The following is a 19,083-nucleotide window of genomic DNA, read 5'->3' as shown; positions in this document are numbered from 1 at the left end:
ATGCTGACGGCACCTTTACGCGCAAACTCCAATCGATAGCTAAGGTTGATTTACTGATTTTGGATGATTGGGGCCTGCACCCTCTAAACCAGGAAGAGCGCTCCGATCTTCTAGAAATCATGGATGACCGAGTTGGAACCAAGTCCACCATCATTACCAGCCAGCTTCCAGTGGAGCACTGGCATGAGTATCTCAATGACCCCACCTTGGCTGATGCCATCCTTGATCGGATCGTGCACCAGAGCCACAAAATCAAACTCAAGGGTGAATCGATGCGAAAGCAAGAAGTGGAAAATCTGACGGAAATAGGCAAAAAACAGAGGGCATCGTGACCGCCAAGTTACAATTATTTAGCCTTCCAGCATCAAGAGTTTATCGGTCACGATGAATTTGGAATGCGCGGTCACGATCGCTGGAATACGCAGAATGATCAAGCACGGGGGCCTGATTAAACTCTACAATCTCCCCGGAAGCGCTCCAACGCAAATATTTTCAATATGGCAGTTTCTATTGCGCATTAATTCTTGATAATGTAATGTAAATGGCTTAGCTAAGATACCATTCCATCCAAATGTCTTTTCCAATGAATAGGTATTGCTAAAGTGAACGCCATTGGCTGGGCCAAATTCAACAAAAAACCCAGTATGCTTAAAGTCTAATTGAGCCAATACGAATATATCTTGCATGATTTACGATTTCGAGCTGTGGGAGAAATGCAACATTTCACTTAATTCACCTCGTTGATTTACGGCTAGCTGAGCTTCTTTCAGGCTCAAAATTTTGGTATTTGTCATAAAGGTTTTTAAGGTTTATTAGCGCATAGATCGCACTACAAAAAACTGGCCCAATGGAATGGTTTAATAAGCAGTTGCTCTTACTGGCAGAGGCACTCAATTGACAGAGTGTGCCAAGCCCAACGTTCGCAAAATCTGATTGCCTTTTTCTTTGGAGAACTGACCCTTGAGGGTAATGAAATTATTGCCCGCTCGGTCTATTACGGCGATGTAAGCTTCCCGCTCATCACAATCAATCCCCAGGGATTGACAGAATAGCTCTCTATCGGCATAAAGGACCACGATATGATCACGTGTTTTGGGGTCGGAAATAACATATCGCATAACGCGTTCAGTAAAAAAATCAATCAGCTCCATTGCCAAGGGCATAACCGGCAATTCTATCCACGCTAATTTACCATCGTCCAAATTTAAACCCTCTCTCCAAGACTGAAGAGTGCCGGCCTGAGCTTTTTGGAAAGCAAATAAAACGATGGTTTTATCTGACGGTAATTGCTCAGGAAGATGCAGCAAGGCCCCATTGAGATTTTTTCCCACCAGCTGCGGAAATCGTGCGCCACCGTTAATTGGAAACGGCATCGAATTTGACGTCTGAACTTGCGATAGAGCAGGCACCCCACTTAAAAGAGCAAATACAAGGGCTGCCTTGGCAAGTTTACTTAGAGTTATCATGCTTAGCCGTATCAATCAGGATTAGCGAGGAATTCTATTTGCCTTACGCACATCATGTATTTTTGGCTCATTGAGTGCTGAGCTCAAGGTTCAATGGGGATTGATCGAGCAAGACAGGGATTCCTAGTGGCTCGCGATTAAGGGGGTCAATGTGAGGTTAGAGACAATAACAAAACCGCATCCCTCTCCATGAAGAGAGTCAAGAAATAACATCTTCTAGAGATGTCTTTTTACTTGAGAAGTCCACTCTTGGCCTTTAGTTCTGGTTCCGGCAGCTCACCATTAAGATCAACTATGCACCGATCGATCGCCCTAGTTACATGTTCAGAAGTAATTAACCTACTGCATTCAAATTGACGCTCGGTTCCCTTGTGACGCGGACACCAAAGAAAATCAAAATGGTCAAAGATAATTTGCCCATCATTCCAACAGGAGTTACAGACGTTGGTATTGTGAATGCGGTAGGGAGACTCAAACTCATTAATCGGGTGGGTCATCCCACTAATCATAACCACAGGAGTTCCACAAGCCCAAGCTAACCAAGATAGGCCGCTAGAGACCCCAATAAACATTTCGGCATGCTGCAAAAGGGCAGCGCGCTCAGTTAAAGGGTGGGGTCCGGTAAAATCCTCCGCACCGTGAGGAATATAGTTCCAGGTAAGCCCTGCACCGTGTGTATCTGACTTATCGATACATAGGACTCGATAGCCCTTTGCTTTGAGATGCTTGACTACATCGCGCCATCCAAATGGGTTATTCCAATACTTACACTGCGTACTACTTTGCACTGCAATACAGACGTATTTCTCAGGAATAGTTCGATCAAAGGACTGGACCGTAGGCGGCGACTCTTTTGTATCAACGCCCAGAATATAGGCTGCTGTTTTGTGTAAACCCACCAGACGAAAGTCTGCCGGCTGCTTGTTCTCCACATCGCCACGAAAAAAGAGGCCTATATAATAGGTGGCATAGGTATTAAGTGACTCAACTTTTTCTTTAGTAATAAATCGAATCTGCGGGTAAGTCTCTTCAAATAAGGGCGATATCAAATCTGACATCACGCAAGTTAGCTTACAGTCGTGTTTAATGCGAAAACGCTCTAAATAGGAGAACCAAGCAATCGAATCTCCTAAGGTGCCAACTGGGAACTGCACCAATACTTCTCGGTTTTTGAGGTTCATCTCATGCGAAATAACGACTTCGCCCGAGTCATTATCTATCACCTCAAATGAAAAGGGGACATAATATTTACGCGCACTAGCGACCATACTTTCTTCAGTGATATCGGCCAAGAATAGCGTATTGCCAGCATGCACATCTTTTAAGGCCACCTTCCAATTACCCTTGGGTAATTTGACTCTAACACCCTCGTTAAAATCATACAAAATACCTCGCGGACCTTTTTGCGTCGGATTTGCTGGAGCAGGAGCAAAGGGATTGAGAAGATCCGCGGGGATTGGCTGCGTTATATTGCTAGCATCTACCGGTGTCTCCTTCGATTCATTTGCGCTGGGTGCCGTCTGAGACGCATTGATAAGGTCAGGGGTAACTGGAATTACCTCGAGCGCAGCCCCAGGCTGAAGCTGCGAAATAATGGGTGACCGATCTAAAGCCATAAAATTTTCTTTTTAAACTATTGAGGTTAAACGAATAGAGGTTGACGCTTAAAAAATGGTTGATGGGCAGACCGTGGCCAGCAGCAATTAATTAGTTCGTTGGCGTAACAGGATCGACAAACAGATCCCCATTCTTGCCATTAGCTTTTACTCCATATTTCCAAAATTGACCCCCTACCAGCTTACCATCTTGAACCATCCAAACATACGCACTGCACAGCAGCTGCTTTTCCGCCGGCAAGGATACGGTCTTAACCTTGGAAAATATAAAGGATTTACCCTTGGCGCTCGCATTGCTAGCAACGATCACTTGGGCGGCAGCGTCTTGCAAAGACTCGTCATCACACCTTACATTGGCGATAATAGCGTTTTTGTTAGTCTCTCGAGGCTGAGCATGGGCATGCGAGGCCGCAAAATATCCAAGACTTGACAGAGTTAAGAGGATAGTCAATTTAAATTTAGCAAATTTACTCATTGGGAACACGCCTACGTAGTTTAGTTAAAAAAGCAAAATCTCGATAAATCAAAACCGGTCATAATCATAGCACGATCATTGAGCTTGAATTGCCCCCAATCCTGTGATTGACAAAGAGTTAATATCCCATATTTATGGGATTGTTTAGAAGCTTCTAACATCATAAGCTGACTTTAAATTTTGATTCTTTCAGCACAAAACCATCAACATCTATTACTTATTTATTCGTCTATTTATTGCGGTCTACTAGATCTTTAACCCGAAGCTCATGGCTTAAATTGATGTGTTTGACTGCTCGCCTATATGACCACACCTAGACCGCCGCTCTCTCAACATGACTGCGACTCTTTTTTTTATCAGTTAGAGGATGTGGTTATTGAATTGAATTATCTTGCCGGCAAAATGCTTTCTGCGCACTACCTTAATGATCAAAGCCATGCCCAACTTCGCTCATTAACTGATGCAATTACAGCGCTTAACAAGCATGGGCGTAGGTCCCACTTTGAGCTAATCGATATAGCACAAGCAATCTTAGATCGATAGTCTCAATGGCTTCAATGCCTCTTAAATTAATGGGGATCTTCTACATTTTAGGAGGAACCAAGGTTATCACGGTCCGCTAGACTAGTTAATTGGATAGGTAAACAAGCCATCAAACGCACCTTTGCGAGTATTGCAGAGGAAGTCGGCTGCACAGAATTTACCGTGCGCGCCGTATTTGCTGACTATGTACAAGAACTTGAGAAGACCATCCGCTTTGAAACCCCTAAATGGATGGGCATTGATGAAATTCACCTGATCAAGCCGCGCGGTGTCATCACCAATATTCAGAACAATACAGTGGTCGAATTGCTGCCCAATCGCAATAAAGAAACGATCATTAAGTATCTTTCTGGCTTGCAGGGCAAAAAGGAAATTGCTTATGTTGCAATGGATATGTGGGAACCATATCGTGATGCCGTCTTGCATGTGCTTCCAGAAGCAAAAATAGTGATTGATAAATTTTATGTGGTCAAAATGGCTAATGAGGCGGTAGAGCGGATTCGCAAGAGTTTTAAGGCGGAACTAGCGCCCAAGGTCCGCCGCACTCTAATGCACGACCGCTACACATTGCTTAAGCGTGAGTCTGAGCTAACCGATAAAGAAGCGCTACTTCTGTCTGGCTGGGCAAATAACTTCCCAACCTTAGCATTGGCTTACCGTCTTAAAGAGGATTTTTTCAAGATTTACGATGCCCAAACGCGAAACGATGCCTTAGTGCTCTTTGCCAACTGGGAAATATCCGTGACCCATGAAGTCCGAGATGCTTTTAGTGATCTCATTCGGGCTTGGCGTAATTGGCAGCCGCACATCCTCAATTACTTTGATCATCCTGTAAACCAACCTATCACCAATGCTTATACCGAATCGCTCAATAGCTTGATTCGGGTAATGAATCGTTTAGGCAGAGGGTATAGCTTTGAAGCTCTCAGGGCTAAGATTCTATTTTCGGAAGGGGCGTTTAAGAAAGAGCTGCAGCGCCCTAAGTTTGAAAGACGAATGGGTTATGGAAATCCTGATTTGCCTGTGATGTTCCGCATGGCGCCAGGAATGGTTGGCAAGGACAAAGTCGATGAAACCGAGGCTACAGAAGTTAACTACGGAGTAGACATATCAATCCTAACCAGGATGATTGAGGCTGGTGAGATTTAGGCAATATCAATCACAGAAATCGGATACCCCGCTTAGCAACAATCATCTATGTTCAAACGAAAATACTTTTCTTGCGCAAACTGTAAAGCACAGTCTCCTCTTGGATGTACAGGCTGTATTTTATGCGGAACGCCAAAACCACGGCGGATACTAAATGAAGCGACAATTCTAAAAATAGTATTTTTGTCGTGGTTTTGCGTTTTTTGGGGGCTACTTTTGCTGCCAAGGTGGACGTAGTGTACGAGCCTCAGAAACAGCACCTTAAGAAGTTCACCAATTGAACCCGCAGTCCAGAATGTATTGGACCAATACATAGATTTGGCTGACGGAACTTCAAAGCTTACAATAGGCAAGGAGGATTTTGAGGAGTATTACATCGAGTACATTCCCCACAAAATGCAAAAAGGCTTTGTAAGGAAAAACTTGGCTAAAGTGGCTGAAATGCGGGAGACTCTAAAGCTAGAAGTTGAGCGCATTGAATCTAATATGCGGAAAATTTTCTAAGCAAAACAAATGAACACCAACATCGACCCCATAAACACAGTCTACTTGGCCCTTGCTCTGTTAATAGGCATCGCTTCTGTCGTTGTTGTATCTATATACTTAAAAGATGGGCGGGACAAGGCTATTGAGAGCGTTTATGCGGATGGCTCCACGAATGCGGTGCACGCTGAAATTGCAGGCTTAAGGAAGGAAACTAGAATGTCCATCTGGCTGATCTTCTGCACGAACATTGGGATTTGCTTCTTAATTTTCAAGGGGCTGCATTAGGCGGTGTATCCGTATAGCCGTTCTTAACACGTTGATTTTATGTAGAAATTACGGCGTCAGATGAAACGCCCCAACACCCAGCATAAGGGTATTTTCTGCAACTAACGGAGCTGCTGTGAAATTCAATAAAAATGGTCGGCTAATGTCCTTTTCTACCTACGGTGATAAGCCGCTAATTGCCGAAGATATTAACAAGCTAATTGAGCTTGAAAAGGCAAGTATCGAGCATGCCAAAATCCCACGAGGGCCAGTTAATAGTGGCTTCAAAGATTGCTTTGGGCACCGCTGGTTTTGGTTTCTAATTAAATGGCTCGATAGGCCGGCAGATTAGGCGCGTAAAAACCTAGCTCAACCTAAGCCTAACTTCTTGATTTTATTTGACTTGTGCAGTTGCTACATAATTCCGCAAATTATTAAAAAATGGGTTAGATAATATTCCTGAGCAAGAAAAACTCATCTCTGCTGGATGCGCAATTCAGAATATTTTAATAATGGCTAGCGCGTTGGGGTTTGGCTCAGGGCTATCAAGCGGTAAGGCCCTATATAACCAAAAGATGAAAGAGTTATTTTTACTTAAGGTCAAGGAGGAGCCATTGTGCTTCATCACCATCGGCACTATCTCGGCTCATAATCCCAATAAACAAAGGCCTGATGCCAGCTCCTACAGCTCAATTTTCTAAAGTGAGCTACTCCCGCTAATTTGCATGCGCAATCTTGGAGCATTTTGCAGACTCAGCACTCTTCTTATTTGGGGGCTGCTCAGCCTGTTGTTGCTAAGTCCAGCTTAGTCGCCAATATGTTGCGCACACTCTTTTGAGTCATTGCGTTATTACTTATTGCAATAGCACGGGCAGCCTCTAATCGATCTTTGCCGTAGGCTTTGGAGAAACTTAGTAAACCCAGGCAGGCGCGATAGCCTAGCTCGGGATGGGCTTGTTGATGCAGTAGATGTGATATTAAGGATTGAGTAAATGCACCAATCTCTTTGCCCCGGATGAGTAGACGCTGCGGGCTCCATTGTGATGGGCTTGATGTGTTCTATTGCTTGAATATACGCTTGTTTAGCTCATGGCATTACTTAATCTTAGGCTAACCCCCATAAACAGGAGGCATCCAATTAAGATCGGGTCTATTAGGCTATAAATTGTGTCAAACAATTTATGGGATTTAAGGTGATTAAGCTTTTAAAGCACCATACTTCATTGGAGCCAGTCTATATTGCACTTTCTGAAGATATGCGGTTTCATGTCCTATACGAAGATGCTTCTTTAGGGATTCATGCCTCTATTGGTGCTGCGGTGAGGTCTGTTGCCAATGACTATATATTCGGAATTTCGAGCGACGTGAATGAGTGGGAGCTCTTGTCAGAGCATTCTCCATCTCTAAACTTAAGGTCGGCATGTTCAATCTAGTTTCAGAAATTATCATTGGTTCTTTATTGGCAATTGTGAGCCTGATCGTCTTTTATTGCGCCCTAATGTGGAATTAAAAACCACAACCCTTTCTAACAATCGATATCAACCCGAGCACTTTAGGTCATTTGTCTAAGATGAATATTCAATCAAGGTTACCCATTCATCTGACCTGCCATTCTGTACCCACGGCATAAAGACGCTAATAGCCCCAATCCTTTTTAGCCACCCATGATCAGATTGCCCAATCCCAAAATATGTTGAATTTAAAAGAGGAAAAATTAGAAGCAAGCATTGATCCAAAAAAAGTAGGAGAAATTGTCTTAGATGCACTATGTGAAGTGTTGCGTCATATCCCAAGCGCCAATACTGCTGAAATCATGATGGCATTTACCGTCATGATTAAGTCAACGTTAATTAGCATGGATTTATCGGATATAGAAAGACATCAAGCCAAGCTACTCTTTGATGCTATTTGGGATCAGGTGCTAAATGATCAACTTGAGGATCATGCAATGATGAGTCAGTCGGTGCATTAGCCTGGCTTACTGCACAAGATAAATCGGGCATTCAAGTTTTGACCTTCCCCCCGTTTTTCACCTGCAATCAGCGTGAGTCATCATGCTACCAGCATCTCCTTTCTTTTCGCTAACCAGTTCTGTAAATACTGCTTAGGAGATTGATAGCCAAGACTTGAGTGAAGACGTTTACGGTTATAGCGCACTTCAATATAGTCAAAACAAGTAGTCTTCATTAATTCATGGGTGGCAAAGCGATTGCCGTAGATGACCTCATTCTTAAAGCTGCCGAACCAACTTTCTGCAGGGGCGTTATCCCAGCAATTACCTTTGCGACTCATCGAACACACCATGCCGTAGCTCTTGAGTTTGGTTTGGTAGGCATTGCTGCAGTATTGACTACCGCGATCGGAGCGCAAAATTAATCCGGGATGAGGCCTTCTTCTAAACCAAGCCATGGTGAGCGCATCACTAATTAGGTCAGTAGTCATCCTCGGCTTAATCGAGAAGCCCAAAATCTCCCGATTAAATAGATCCATGACAACGGCTAAGTACAGCCAGCCCTCATCAGTCCATAGATAAGTGATGTCCGAGACCCAAGTTGGTTAGGCTGATCTGGATTGAAGTTACGATTCAGAAGATTGGGGGCTACAGGCAGGCGGTGTTTGGAGTCCGTCGTTACCTTGTATTTGCGCTTGTGTTTACCAATAATGCCGTTCTCTTGCATCAGGCGCTCCACTCGATCTTTGCCACCTTTTTGCCAAGCACGATAACCCGCAATACTGACATCCAATACAGCGCACATCTCAGGTAAAGCGAAGACATCTCGATGCCGATCAATCCAGGCGCACTTTACGCTAGTTCTCGCGCAAAGTACGCCGTGGCCTTTTTTAGGATTTGGGCCTCTCGCTTGAGGCAGATGTTCTCGGCGCGTAGGCGTGAAAGCTCCATTTGTTCTGGAGTCACCATTTTGGTGCCAACCCCAATAAGCCTGCCTTCATGAGAAGCTCTTACCCAATACCGCAGGGTCTGACATTGGCTACAAGCCCATATGTAGTATCCCCTTAGATTCGTACATTTAAAAAGTTGAGTTTTCTGTTGTTTATGGCAGTATTTACAACAGAAGAATCAATATGAAGAAGTCACGATTTACAGAGACCCAAATCGTTGGGATTTTGAAAGAAGCCGAGGGCGGTATTGCGATGGCAGACATATTGCGCACGCATGGCATTAGCGGTGCCACCTTCTACAAGTGGCGCTCCAAATATGGCGGCCTTGAAGCTTCTGAACTGAAACGCGTTAAGGAGCTAGAACAGCAGCTATCAGAATATAAAACGATGGTGGCTGAGCTGACCCACGATAACCGAGCGCTCAAGAACTTAATTGAAAAAAGCTCTAGCGCCAACCGCTAAAAGAGAAGCAGTTGATTACCTGGTTGACGAAGAAACGGTACCCATTACACGGGCTTGTGCTCATTTGGGGCTGGCCAGGTCATCGTATTACGAGCGCCCAAGGAGCAAAGCTAAAGCCGATGAGCCTGTTGAAGTCCTTAATCAAGTGGTTGCCAAGAATGGGCGCTGGGGATTTAGATTATGTTTTGATTGGATGCGCAATCAGGGTTACGAGTGGAATCACAAGCGGGTATGGCGTATTTACAAGGAGATGGGCTTGAACTTACCCAGAAGAACTAAGAAGCGCATCCCCAAGATGCCCAGAGTTCCGCTCATTGCCCCGACCGAAGCCAACTCGATGTGGGCCTTAGATTTTATGTATGACACCTTGCATTACGGCAGACCCTTTAGGACCCTGAACGTCATTGACGAATCCAACCGTGAGATCTTGGCTATTGAAATTGATATTAGTTTGCCAGCAGCCAGAGTAGTCAGAACATTGGCGCAACTAGAGGATATCCATGGTTTACCTCAGGCGATACGTCTGGACAACGGGAGTGAACTGAGGTCTGCCATCTTTATGGGCTGGTGCGAAGAAAAAGGGATTGAACTGAAATTTATACAACCGGGTAAGCCTCAACAAAATGCGTTTATTGAACGCTTTAATAAAACCTACCGTCATGAAGTACTCAACGCGTATTTATTTGAAAACCTCAGGGAGGTACGTGAAATTACAGAAAAATGGATCACGATTTACAACGAAGAAAGACCGCACAGCTCTCTTGGCAGAATATCGCCTAGAGACTATCGAGCACAGGCAGAAAACAACACTTTAGGAATGTCGGCTTGACGGGGGATACTACACTTGGAGTTAGAGCGCGCTAGACCAATTAATGAAATAAGCCCCTTGGATGCGATTTAAGCAATTTTCTCCAGGATGACGTTTTGCAAAATATCAAGATCAACCGGCTTAAGTAGGACTTCATTCATACCACTTTGAATGCAATCTTGAATGCTTGCATCTCTCAAGCCGGCTGTTAAGCCGATAACTGGAATTCCTCCTGTATCGATATCTTTATCTTTTTCCCATGCTCGAATTGCAACAGTGGTCTGGAGGCCATCCATGCCTGGCATTTGAATGTCCATCAAAATCAAACTTGGCTTACAAATTCCTTTTGTTAAGGCGCTGAAAGCATCTAGCCCATTATTGAAGCATTCAAACTGAATACCCAGTCTGGATACAACCTCCCCCACGATTCTTTGGTTGATGGGGTTATCCTCAACCACCATGACCATTCGTTCGTGCGGAAAGTGCTGAATGACGGGGCTGGTAGGATTTGATCTAGATAGATTTAATGATGACCCTGCAATTTGCTCTTTTTCTGCAAGAGTTAAGACCGAAGGCAAGGGCTCGGCCACATCCAAGACTACCGTTTGAATTGTGAACCAAAAACTAGAGCCCTGACCTAATGTGCTTTCAACACCCACTTCCCCACCCATACGACTTGCAAGATTCTGAACAATGAATAGGCCCAAACCTACCCCATTAAATTGACGGGACAATGTGGAGTCAATTTGGGAAAACCGCTTGAATAATGTATTTAACTTGTCTTGCGGGATGCCCACCCCACTATCGGTTACAGAAAAAAGTAAAATAGCCTCAACGCCAGTGTGCTCAACCTCTTGCACTTTAATATGAACGAAGCCGCCGCTCGTAAATTTGATAGCGTTACTTATAAGATTCGAAAGCATTTGTCTTACTCGGAGACCATCTGTACGATAAAGTTGATTTTCTGGCCCGCCCCACTCAATTGAAAGGGCTATACTTTTTTTGCTTGCATATTGTTCAAATAGGCTAACAACATCAGTGGTAATGCTTTTGATGTTGCAGGGCTCGGAGCGTAATGAAAGTCTATTTTCTTCAATTTGTGTAATGTCAAGTAAGTCATCGACCAGCGTATTTAGCGCCCTGCTTGAGTCAACAATGATTTGTGCATATTCGATACGACCTTGTTCCGTAAGATGAGGCTCTTGAAGCAGCTGAGCCATGCCCAAAATACCATTTAATGGCGTTCTCAATTCGTGAGAAATTGTGGCTAGAAACTGTGATTTAGCAGTATTCGCAGCCTCTGCTGCTTTGCTTGCCTGCTCTAGCCGTCTTTGGGTAACGGCGCGTTCAATGAGTAAATCATCTAACCGTTCAATATGATGAAGCAGGCCGGACTGAAGTTTTGCAAACCCGCTTTCGAGTTGAGAGATTTCATCTTCATAAATATGAGGAGGACGCTCAACCCGCAGTGGGACTGTTAAATTCTCAGAACTTAAATTCGCAGCAAAGTCTGCTATTTTTTGTAAAGGCTTGGATAAATTTCGCCTCAACACATAAAAAATAATGCAACAAATAGTGGTGATTAAGAGTAAATATCCAATAACAATTTCTAGTGTCCAACCTAGAAACTCTGCCCAAAAATATTTTGGATTAGTTGAAATGAAAATCTTTCCTAGTGGAGTAACATGATTTACCATGATGATTGGTAGTTCACGCGTGTCCTCCTTGCGAATAAGGGACTTATCTCCAGCTTCAAAGGTTTGGCCTGTCGCCGCTTGAACGCTTACATGCCCGATTTCAGGCCATTTTGCAAGCTGATTTACCTGTTCCTGCAGGGCAGCAGGCTCAATATCCCAGAGGGCAAGAGCCATCATCGGAATGGTAGACTCTCCCATGCGATCAATGACCTCGTTGAAGTGATTATTCGTTTGAAATTGTAAAAAAATCCCTTGCACGCCCAGCGATATTAAAAGTGCGAAAGCTGAAAAAAATGTAATCTGTTCAATCAATATTTTTGTAATTGATTTGTATTTGAGATCGCTATAGATTTTCATGAGATCAATTCAGTAAATTACTAAATCCAAACGCATAGGATTTAAGGGTTGGGCTGTAGACTTTGCTATATTTTTTAAAATCTATGGGCCGAGAGGAGTCGCCAAATTTAGCTGAAAAGGACTTTACTTTTTCTGTGGTAAACAAAATGAAAGTGGGCACAGAGAGCTCAAGCCCTTCGTTTGTAAAATCTTTGCCATGTGCGTAGTCATAGATCAATACTAACCCCCAAGCACCAGTAACAAAATGACCGCCTGCTAGAGCGGAAATACGCTGATCATTAAGTGCCTTGAATGCCCTTTCAGATGTATTGATACCACTAAAGAGCATGGTTTTTCCTGGTATTTCACCGCGATTTTCAGCCGCTTGCATAGCGCCAAATGCCATTAGGTCGTTGCCGGCCCAGACTAGCTTAGTTTCGGGATATCGCTGTAACAGCCACGCAGTTTGTTCAGCGGTCTTATTTTCATTCCAGTCAGCGTAAACCAATTGTTCCAGCTTGACATCACCTGCCTCGTTGACAGCGCGCAATACACCATCATTGCGCAAGACAGAAGAGTTGGTAGATCGATCCCCGGCTATTGCAATGAGATGCATCTTAGAGTCAGCACCTTTTGCGCGCATCGCCCTGCCTTTTTCGATTAGTGCGCGCGCCGTTGCATATCCCGCATCTTGAATGCGGGGCTCGATTGAGCCAAGCCAATATGGATATTGGCCTCTTGGTCCCCCCAATAGAAGACGCTCTTGAGCTGTTAAAGAGCTATAGACCATTAATGAGGGAATCTTTGCATCATTAAAAATTTTTAAAAGAGCTGGGGCAATCCCAAAATCATTTGAAAAAACAACATAGTCAGGCCTAGTTTTTTTGGGTCTTGAAGCAATCTCCTGAGCGATCTCAATAGCCTTGGTGCGCTCACGTTCAAGATAAAGCACTTCTAAGTTCATATTTAAACTGGCTGCAGCCATACGCATCGACTTAGTCGCCATAACCCAATAAGCTTCATGACTGTAGCCTGGGTTAATAAAAGTAACATTTTGACCCCACCCTATGATGGGCATAAGAAAAAATAACAAAGAAATAATAATTTTCATGACTAGGATGAGCGGTTAATTACTGCCACGAGGTAATGGCCGTTGTTTATAGGCATTTGAGTGATGCAAGATGGGGCGTCTATTTATGGTCGCGCGTTAGGAAACAAAGAAAGCGCCTTGTATACTGCCTCATTCTTAGAGTGCACATCAAGTTTTCGATAGATTGATTTCAGGTGGTCCGCAACAGTAAAAGGAGAAATTTGCAAAAGCTTCGCAATCGTCTTTACAGAGCAGCCTGTTGCCAACAGGTTGACAATTTCTACCTCGCGTTCAGATAGCCTCTTGAATAAGTCAGATTTCTTTTTCTCTGGATTGGCAAGCATCTCCACGGTGCCAATAAAGCCTACTACTTGCTTTTGAGTGTTATAAAGAACCGCCTTTTTAAAGGCGATTTCATACTCATGTTCATACGCTGTGGTTTTTATTGTTGAGAAATAATATTGATACTGCTGTTGGTGATGGGAGTCCAGCAGCGTTTGATCGCTAGCAGAACATAATTCTGCTACGTGATGTGGTGAAAAATGATGGGGAGTAAATCCCACAATATGGTCAGTGGGTTTGCCTAAAAAATCAGAAAATGCTTTGTTGCAATAGACATAAATGTCATGCCTATTTTTTAAAAAGATGGGCTGAGCAATTTCATCAAAAAAAATGGGGCTAATAAATAGGTTATCTAGATTCACAAAGTACTCTCTGAGCTACTTATTTTTAGATTAAAAAATATCAATTCGCAGAGCCCAAATTTTCTCCTAGTTTTCCATGGTTGCAAGAGATGTCTACTTTAAATGTACGCTTATGCTACTGAATAAATTAATGAAATCAATTCTCCAGCCTAAAAGGCGAGAGAGAAGGAGATATTGAACCCCAAATCTTCTATTTGTTCTTACCCATGACACCTCATTTTGGGAATGAATATTGAACTGCCGCTAGTTTTTTGTTGCTCTTAAGCTTTCATCTTACATTAAACCATCCTATGCAACTGAGTTGTATTTGAGCGATTCTGGGTAAGATCACCTGTGGCGCTGGCGGCTCACGACCTAATTAGCTAAGTGGCCCTTAAAATCCACGGGTGGTGTATTGGGTTACCCGACAAAGACATCAACTACTCGCTCAATTAACTGGCGTTTCCATTCGGTAATTTGGTTGGGGTGGGCATCGTACTTTTGGGCTATTTGGGCAAGGATTTTATCCCCAGCAACTGCCTCTGAGGCCACTTTGGCCGTTAACGGGCATGAGTGGGCATATCTTGACCGTCTTGCCATTTATTCTCTCTACTTTCTGGTCCATTGAGCCTATCAAAACAGCAGAGATTCCACTTATCGGGGTGTTCAGATTTATGAGGCCAGCCCTCTTTAGCTTAGCCACCTTTTTATGTTCAAAATATATCTCTGGATGCTTAGCTAAAGTGATAGCCCAACACTGGCCAACCGCCCTTTTGCCTTTTATAGTGCTAGTGGGTTCGGCCGCAATAGTTTCGATGTAGGGTGGAATCGTTGCGAATCATGCGTGTAGTCCAAAAATATTGCCTCTAAACTGACCTGCATTGATTTTTAGTGCATAACTTGCACCAACTTGACAGTGTGGCGACCTTAGAGTTTTGGGTATCCGTAATAAATTGTTGATTTGACCCCATCTAGATGCGCTGAGTTTTTCGGCGCCAACGCATCTAGAGGCGCTGTTTACCTAATCGAAACCGGGGCAAGCGCTCTTGCGATGCTCGCTTCGCCCTTGCCGTAGGTACTGGCATTGTAGTTGGCGATGGTATCCGTTCTTGCTGTCGACAAGAGCTGATTGGATATTTTTGTGGCGTCAGCAGTTGTAAACTTGCTTCCCAAAATTGCGGAATAACCAGAAATTATAGGGGCAGCAAATGAGGTTCCGTATAACTTGTTATTAGAGTCGTTGCCGCCAGTCACGCCAACAACTAAGAATTTGTTTTGCACTGCCGTATCGGCACCGGCAACGTTCGAGTAAGAGGCGATGTTGGCTTTGCTGGCTGTGGTTCCATTCTTATCGAGAGCGCCTACAAAGATGGCTGATTTTGAATTCATTAGGGCAGAGTTCAAGTAATCTATCTTACCACTTGAGTTTGTGGATCCCACCGCAACACCATAGTCATTGCCGGCAGCTTTGGAAATTACTGCACTACCGTTATTCGCATAATTAATAATCGATTGCTCGCGCGCACTCCAGTTGATCTGATTGGCTGTATAGCCCGAATTTGCATATATCGCGTAGCTTAGATTAATGGTATTTAGGCCCCCTCGGGCAAGCTGCACTGCATTTAAATTTGATAAATCCTGAGTGTTGATCGCGGCAGATGGCGCAACCAGCTTAGCCATATCTGATGTCCACATACCATGCTGAAGAAGTTTCACAGTGCCATTAACGTTTCCAGAGTAGACAGAATTCGATTTAAAGTCATCCACAAAAGTAATTGTTGTTCCTTGACCTTTATAACCTGCTGCCCATGCATCACCCACTTCTGAATTCATCCAAGACTGAACCACTGGAGCTTTGGGAAGAGTCGGTATTGAGTGCATGTGAGTAGACTGCATAAAGCCCAATTGAGCATAAGCCATGGGAGTCGCTATCACTATGGCAAGGCTAAAGAGTAGTTTTTTTGTTTGATATTTCATCATTTTTCCTTTGAAAGGTGCTACGTTAATCGAAATTTTTGGTGTACTGCAATAAAATGGTGTTGAAGTTGTAGGGCTTTTCGTTATAAAGGTATTGCAAGGTTTGAGATGGCGCCAAAGCGCTGGCAGCCATGCGGCAATTTACTTGTTGAACTCCGCCAATGTCCCCGTAATTGGCAGTGCAGGCAGATTCTCTTAGTCTGCCAGCCAAGATGGTAGTTCCCTTTAAAGATAGGGCCGAAGTCTTGTCAAATTCGTGGCTAAATACAAGGCCCAACTTCATGCTGGGGTCAACGGTATATTTTTGGGCGTTTTCGCCGGTGCTAAACCCCCAAATTAAGCCAACTTTGGGATGCAACTGAGTCATATAAGTAACCCGGGTGTCAACAAATGTAGGGGTATACCAAGCCTTAAAATTGACGAGAGAGCCACCTGATAAATCGTAACCCCCGGCACCCTGATAGAGCCGCATCTTATTAGAGAGCTCAGAACCTTGCTTTATTTCTATTAGGCTTGTTGCGTCCCATAAACTATCACCAGCTAGGCAATGTTGCATAAAGCTGATTGAGAGAAGCAATACGAGGATTTGTCGGAAAAGAATCAATTTAATTCAATAATAAATTTTATAAACAAATTAATGGGCGTGATGACTGAAGGGGCACCAAATACTAAGGGTTGACCCTTTTGAGTTATATTTGATGTCCAACTTTTGTGGGTCAGTTCATGCTTGAGTCATTATTTTATCTGTGGAAAGCTCTAATAGTTACCCCCATATTTAAGGGGGGTAACTATTAGGTAATCACCCCCTAGAACCAAAGTAATCAGAAGTAGAATTTTCTCGTATATGAGGAGTTCTACATGAAGCGTTCTAAATTTACTGACAGCCAGATCATGGATGCCCTAAAACGGGTAGAGGCTGGCTTAACTGTCCCAGAGGTTTGTAGGGAGCTAGTCATTAGCACCCAAACCTTTTATAAGTGGCGTGCCAAATACGGTGGCATGGATGTCTCCATGATGGTCCGCATGAAAGAGCTTGAGGCTTAGAACGCCCGCCTCAAGAGAATGTACATCGAAGAAAAACTCAAAGCGGAGATCGTGACCGAAGCACTCGCAAAAAGTGGTGAGGCCGCCTCCCAGACGTGAGATGGCCCAACGGGCAGTCAAAGATAAAGCAATCCCGATCCGCTTGGCTTGCGAAGCTCGCAGGTTCGATTCCTGCCGGGCGCACCAAAACAGGGGGGTTTTTGACCTACATCATGCGTAAATTCGTGAAAAAGGCTATTATATGCACCTAACTTATTGATTCTTAACATGTCAAATCATCTAAATCCCGCACTTTCTGAGCCATCTATTGCCAATCCTTTGGCTCCTGATCTTCCATTGCCCCATCGAAAAGTCATTCGTAGCTGGCTGATCCCAATGGCTCAAGGGGAAACCGTAAAAGCGATCGCGCTTCTAGCATTAGATGCCGTTTTGTGGCTTGCGTGTATCGTTGGGACAATTTTTGTTGAAAGCATCCTCATCAAGATCATCTTGGGCTTGGTTGCTGGCTTCGTTACTGGTCGTATCTTTATTTTGGGCCATGACGCGTGCCATCAAAGCTATACACCTCACCGCGAACTCAACAAAGTACTGGGTCGTATCGCATTCTTGCCATCCTTAACTCCATATAGCTTATGGGATGTAGGTCATAACGTAGTTCACCATGGCCAAACCAACCTCAAGGGCTTTGACTTTGTTTGGGCTCCTTTATCCAAAGCGGAATTTGATGCTCTGCCAGCATGGCGCAAAGCCTTAGAGCGTCTTTATCGTAGCGGTTGGGGCCCTGTTTTCTACTATCTCATTGAAATCTGGTGGAGACGCGAGTACTTCCCGAATGCGAAGAACAAGCCCGGCGATCGTCCAATTTTCCTTAAAGACAATTTATTGGTGACTGGCTTTGCCATTATTTGGATTGGCTGCCTAATTGCTGGTGCGATTGCTACAGGGCAATCTATCTGGCTTGGATTGATTACAGGCTTCGCCGTCCCATTCCTTTTCTGGAATGGCATGATTGGCTTTGTAGTCTACGTCCACCATACCCATCCAAAAGTTTCTTGGTACGACAAGAAGTCTGAGTGGTTACGCGCCCAGCCTTTTGTTTCAACCACGGTTCATTTGACCTTTAATTGGATTTGGGGCTCCTTAATGCACCATATCATGGAGCACACAGCCCATCACGTGGATATGAGCGTACCGCTATATCGCCTGCAAGAAGCCCAAAATACCCTCGAAACCATCCTTCCAGAGCGTATTTTTGTGCAAAAGTTCTCTTGGGCATGGTATTTCGATACAGCCCGCAAATGCAAGCTCTATGACTTTGAAAACAAAGCTTGGTTGGATTTTGATGGCAATAAGACGGCTGATTCTGTCAGAGTCGTCCTAAGCCCAGCCCCAGCGGGACAAAACGGGTAAAATAGATCTTCTGTACAAGATTTGGCTTACCCGGATTGCCCATGACTACCTCGACTCCAGCTGCTACCCAAGAAACCTCACAGAGCCTTAAGTTTTGCTCTTCATGCAGTCGCGAAAAGCGCCTGGAAGGTGGCACATGGATTCCAACAAGTAATCGTAAGCAACGTTGGATTTGCGCAAGCTGTTTGTATAACCGCACACACCGCACCGGCTCAGCAAAAGCCTAATCCTTAATTAGGCGTTCCCACTTCAATCTTAATCAATCCCCTACGTAGGGATTTGTTTCGCGCTCTTTGCCAAAAGTCGACATAGGCCCGTGCCCCGGAACAAATTGCACGTCATCACCTAGCGGCCATAATTTAGTCTTAATAGCATTAATTAAATCGGCATGATTGCCGCGCGGAAAATCTGTTCTTCCTATTGATCCAGCAAAAAGTACATCGCCCACTAAAGCCAAACGATCTTCTTTATCAAAGAAAACAACATGTCCTGGTGTATGCCCGGGGCAATGCAAAACTTCTAAATCAACATTGCCAACTTGTACGTGATTGCGTATTTCAGACCAGCGTGACCACCCATTTCAGGCAAATGACCGGTCATTTCAGAGTGAGCGTGACCACCTGTTTCAGAATCAGCGTGACCGCTTTTGCACCTTCCTCTGAAATGCATTTTGCCT

General features: G+C 44.2%; 20 protein-coding genes and 3 pseudogenes. 11 read left to right on the top strand and 12 right to left on the bottom strand.

Annotated features, from left to right (window positions below):
- A partial coding sequence (locus tag ICN48_RS13195) for an ATP-binding protein (RefSeq protein WP_216154140.1) occupies positions 1 to 332 on the top strand: 332 nt, incomplete at its 5' end.
- Positions 333 to 455: 123 nt separating this feature from the next.
- Here ICN48_RS13195 and ICN48_RS13190 read toward each other — a convergent pair.
- The 4 genes from ICN48_RS13190 to ICN48_RS13175 all read right to left on the bottom strand — a co-directional run bounded on the left by ICN48_RS13190 (position 456) and on the right by ICN48_RS13175 (position 3,557).
- On the bottom strand, positions 456 to 686 hold the full coding sequence (locus tag ICN48_RS13190; RefSeq protein WP_216154139.1) for a hypothetical protein: 231 nt from the start codon (positions 684 to 686) through the stop codon (positions 456 to 458).
- A gap of 204 nt (positions 687 to 890) precedes the next feature.
- The gene (locus ICN48_RS13185) at positions 891 to 1,466 is read right to left on the bottom strand and encodes a hypothetical protein (protein ID WP_216154138.1); all 576 of its coding nucleotides are present in this window, start codon (positions 1,464 to 1,466) and stop codon (positions 891 to 893) included.
- 230 nt (positions 1,467 to 1,696) lie between these two features.
- The gene (locus ICN48_RS13180; RefSeq protein ID WP_216154137.1) at positions 1,697 to 3,082 is read right to left on the bottom strand and encodes an autotransporter strand-loop-strand O-heptosyltransferase; all 1,386 of its coding nucleotides are present in this window, start codon (positions 3,080 to 3,082) and stop codon (positions 1,697 to 1,699) included.
- 91 nt (positions 3,083 to 3,173) lie between these two features.
- Complete coding sequence (locus tag ICN48_RS13175) at positions 3,174 to 3,557, bottom strand: hypothetical protein (RefSeq protein ID WP_216154136.1); 384 nt, start codon at positions 3,555 to 3,557, stop codon at positions 3,174 to 3,176.
- Positions 3,558 to 3,860: 303 nt separating this feature from the next.
- On the opposite strand from ICN48_RS13175, the gene ICN48_RS13170 reads away from it, so the two are divergent.
- The 6 genes and pseudogenes from ICN48_RS13170 (at position 3,861) to ICN48_RS13145 (ending at position 7,971) form a co-directional block, all read left to right on the top strand.
- Positions 3,861 to 4,100, top strand: coding sequence for a hypothetical protein (locus ICN48_RS13170; protein ID WP_216154135.1), 240 nt, complete (start codon positions 3,861 to 3,863; stop codon positions 4,098 to 4,100).
- 69 nt (positions 4,101 to 4,169) lie between these two features.
- Positions 4,170 to 5,249, top strand: a pseudogene (locus ICN48_RS13165) (ISL3 family transposase); the annotation flags it as partial.
- 886 nt (positions 5,250 to 6,135) lie between these two features.
- Positions 6,136 to 6,351 (top strand): hypothetical protein, encoded by a 216-nt coding sequence (locus tag ICN48_RS13160; RefSeq protein WP_216154134.1) that lies wholly within the window; start codon positions 6,136 to 6,138, stop codon positions 6,349 to 6,351.
- Between the two features lie 103 nt (positions 6,352 to 6,454).
- Positions 6,455 to 6,700 carry a nitroreductase family protein gene (locus ICN48_RS13155; protein WP_216154143.1) on the top strand — a complete coding sequence of 82 codons (246 nt, stop codon included), beginning with the start codon at positions 6,455 to 6,457 and terminating at the stop codon, positions 6,698 to 6,700.
- Positions 6,701 to 7,192: 492 nt separating this feature from the next.
- The gene (locus ICN48_RS13150; RefSeq protein ID WP_216154133.1) at positions 7,193 to 7,432 is read left to right on the top strand and encodes a hypothetical protein; all 240 of its coding nucleotides are present in this window, start codon (positions 7,193 to 7,195) and stop codon (positions 7,430 to 7,432) included.
- A gap of 257 nt (positions 7,433 to 7,689) precedes the next feature.
- Complete coding sequence (locus tag ICN48_RS13145; RefSeq protein WP_216154132.1) at positions 7,690 to 7,971, top strand: hypothetical protein; 282 nt, start codon at positions 7,690 to 7,692, stop codon at positions 7,969 to 7,971.
- 80 nt (positions 7,972 to 8,051) lie between these two features.
- On the opposite strand, the pseudogene ICN48_RS14000 reads toward ICN48_RS13145, so the two are convergent.
- Positions 8,052 to 9,003 (bottom strand): annotated as a pseudogene (locus ICN48_RS14000) (IS3 family transposase).
- Positions 9,004 to 9,083: 80 nt separating this feature from the next.
- Between ICN48_RS14000 and ICN48_RS13130 the strand changes: the two are divergent.
- Positions 9,084 to 10,191, top strand: a protein-coding gene (locus ICN48_RS13130) for an IS3 family transposase (protein WP_216154130.1) whose coding sequence is annotated in 2 segments (ribosomal slippage) — positions 9,084 to 9,337 and positions 9,336 to 10,191 — 1,110 coding nt in all. Because the reading frame shifts where the segments join, the coding sequence is not laid out codon by codon here.
- A 68-nt stretch (positions 10,192 to 10,259) separates the two neighbouring features.
- Here the strand turns inward: ICN48_RS13130 and ICN48_RS13125 are convergent.
- From ICN48_RS13125 to ICN48_RS13100, 6 genes are all read right to left on the bottom strand, one after another.
- Positions 10,260 to 12,224, bottom strand: a complete 1,965-nt coding sequence (locus tag ICN48_RS13125) for an ATP-binding protein (protein WP_216154129.1) — start codon at positions 12,222 to 12,224, stop codon at positions 10,260 to 10,262.
- Between the two features lie 4 nt (positions 12,225 to 12,228).
- Positions 12,229 to 13,314, bottom strand: a complete 1,086-nt coding sequence (locus tag ICN48_RS13120) for an ABC transporter substrate-binding protein (RefSeq protein WP_216154128.1) — start codon at positions 13,312 to 13,314, stop codon at positions 12,229 to 12,231.
- 83 nt (positions 13,315 to 13,397) lie between these two features.
- Positions 13,398 to 13,997, bottom strand: coding sequence for a LuxR C-terminal-related transcriptional regulator (locus tag ICN48_RS14130; RefSeq protein WP_216154127.1), 600 nt, complete (start codon positions 13,995 to 13,997; stop codon positions 13,398 to 13,400).
- Positions 13,998 to 14,396: 399 nt separating this feature from the next.
- Positions 14,397 to 14,576 carry a hypothetical protein gene (locus tag ICN48_RS13110; RefSeq protein ID WP_216154126.1) on the bottom strand — a complete coding sequence of 60 codons (180 nt, stop codon included), beginning with the start codon at positions 14,574 to 14,576 and terminating at the stop codon, positions 14,397 to 14,399.
- A gap of 417 nt (positions 14,577 to 14,993) precedes the next feature.
- Positions 14,994 to 15,956 (bottom strand): S8 family serine peptidase, encoded by a 963-nt coding sequence (locus ICN48_RS13105; RefSeq protein WP_216154125.1) that lies wholly within the window; start codon positions 15,954 to 15,956, stop codon positions 14,994 to 14,996.
- A 22-nt stretch (positions 15,957 to 15,978) separates the two neighbouring features.
- Positions 15,979 to 16,509 carry a hypothetical protein gene (locus ICN48_RS13100; RefSeq protein WP_216154124.1) on the bottom strand — a complete coding sequence of 177 codons (531 nt, stop codon included), beginning with the start codon at positions 16,507 to 16,509 and terminating at the stop codon, positions 15,979 to 15,981.
- A 302-nt stretch (positions 16,510 to 16,811) separates the two neighbouring features.
- Between ICN48_RS13100 and ICN48_RS13985 the strand changes: the two are divergent.
- The 3 genes and pseudogenes from ICN48_RS13985 to ICN48_RS13085 form a co-directional block, all read left to right on the top strand.
- A pseudogene (locus tag ICN48_RS13985) lies at positions 16,812 to 17,154 on the top strand (transposase); the annotation flags it as partial.
- A gap of 110 nt (positions 17,155 to 17,264) precedes the next feature.
- Positions 17,265 to 18,407: a fatty acid desaturase gene (locus ICN48_RS13090; RefSeq protein ID WP_255539576.1), complete on the top strand. Its 1,143-nt coding sequence runs from the start codon at positions 17,265 to 17,267 to the stop codon at positions 18,405 to 18,407.
- 41 nt (positions 18,408 to 18,448) lie between these two features.
- Positions 18,449 to 18,634, top strand: coding sequence for a hypothetical protein (locus ICN48_RS13085; protein WP_112202563.1), 186 nt, complete (start codon positions 18,449 to 18,451; stop codon positions 18,632 to 18,634).
- A 32-nt stretch (positions 18,635 to 18,666) separates the two neighbouring features.
- On the opposite strand, the gene ICN48_RS13080 is transcribed toward ICN48_RS13085, so the two are convergent.
- Positions 18,667 to 18,963 carry an MBL fold metallo-hydrolase gene (locus ICN48_RS13080; protein WP_370624234.1) on the bottom strand — a complete coding sequence of 99 codons (297 nt, stop codon included), beginning with the start codon at positions 18,961 to 18,963 and terminating at the stop codon, positions 18,667 to 18,669.
- Positions 18,964 to 19,083: the final 120 nt, after the last annotated feature.

Origin of the sequence: Polynucleobacter sp. JS-Safj-400b-B2, from assembly GCF_018881975.1 — a bacterium.
GTDB lineage: Bacteria > Pseudomonadota > Gammaproteobacteria > Burkholderiales > Burkholderiaceae > Polynucleobacter.
The sequence above is the reverse complement of the archived record's forward strand: the minus strand, read 5'-3'. Positions and strand labels throughout refer to the sequence as shown.

Bases quoted from the DNA above. Each gene is read 5' to 3' on its own strand.
- ICN48_RS13190 (WP_216154139.1), bottom strand. From the start codon at position 686: ATGCAAGATATATTCGTATTGGCTCAATTAGACTTTAAGCATACTGGG.
- ICN48_RS13185 (WP_216154138.1), bottom strand. From the start codon at position 1,466: ATGATAACTCTAAGTAAACTTGCCAAGGCAGCCCTTGTATTTGCTCTT.
- ICN48_RS13180 (WP_216154137.1), bottom strand. From the start codon at position 3,082: ATGGCTTTAGATCGGTCACCCATTATTTCGCAGCTTCAGCCTGGGGCT.
- ICN48_RS13175 (WP_216154136.1), bottom strand. From the start codon at position 3,557: ATGAGTAAATTTGCTAAATTTAAATTGACTATCCTCTTAACTCTGTCA.
- ICN48_RS13170 (WP_216154135.1), top strand. From the start codon at position 3,861: ATGACCACACCTAGACCGCCGCTCTCTCAACATGACTGCGACTCTTTT.
- ICN48_RS13145 (WP_216154132.1), top strand. From the start codon at position 7,690: ATGTTGAATTTAAAAGAGGAAAAATTAGAAGCAAGCATTGATCCAAAA.
- ICN48_RS13125 (WP_216154129.1), bottom strand. From the start codon at position 12,224: ATGAAAATCTATAGCGATCTCAAATACAAATCAATTACAAAAATATTG.
- ICN48_RS13120 (WP_216154128.1), bottom strand. From the start codon at position 13,314: ATGAAAATTATTATTTCTTTGTTATTTTTTCTTATGCCCATCATAGGG.
- ICN48_RS13110 (WP_216154126.1), bottom strand. From the start codon at position 14,576: ATGGCAAGACGGTCAAGATATGCCCACTCATGCCCGTTAACGGCCAAA.
- ICN48_RS13105 (WP_216154125.1), bottom strand. From the start codon at position 15,956: ATGATGAAATATCAAACAAAAAAACTACTCTTTAGCCTTGCCATAGTG.
- ICN48_RS13100 (WP_216154124.1), bottom strand. From the start codon at position 16,509: ATGCAACATTGCCTAGCTGGTGATAGTTTATGGGACGCAACAAGCCTA.
- ICN48_RS13090 (WP_255539576.1), top strand. From the start codon at position 17,265: ATGTCAAATCATCTAAATCCCGCACTTTCTGAGCCATCTATTGCCAAT.
- ICN48_RS13085 (WP_112202563.1), top strand. From the start codon at position 18,449: ATGACTACCTCGACTCCAGCTGCTACCCAAGAAACCTCACAGAGCCTT.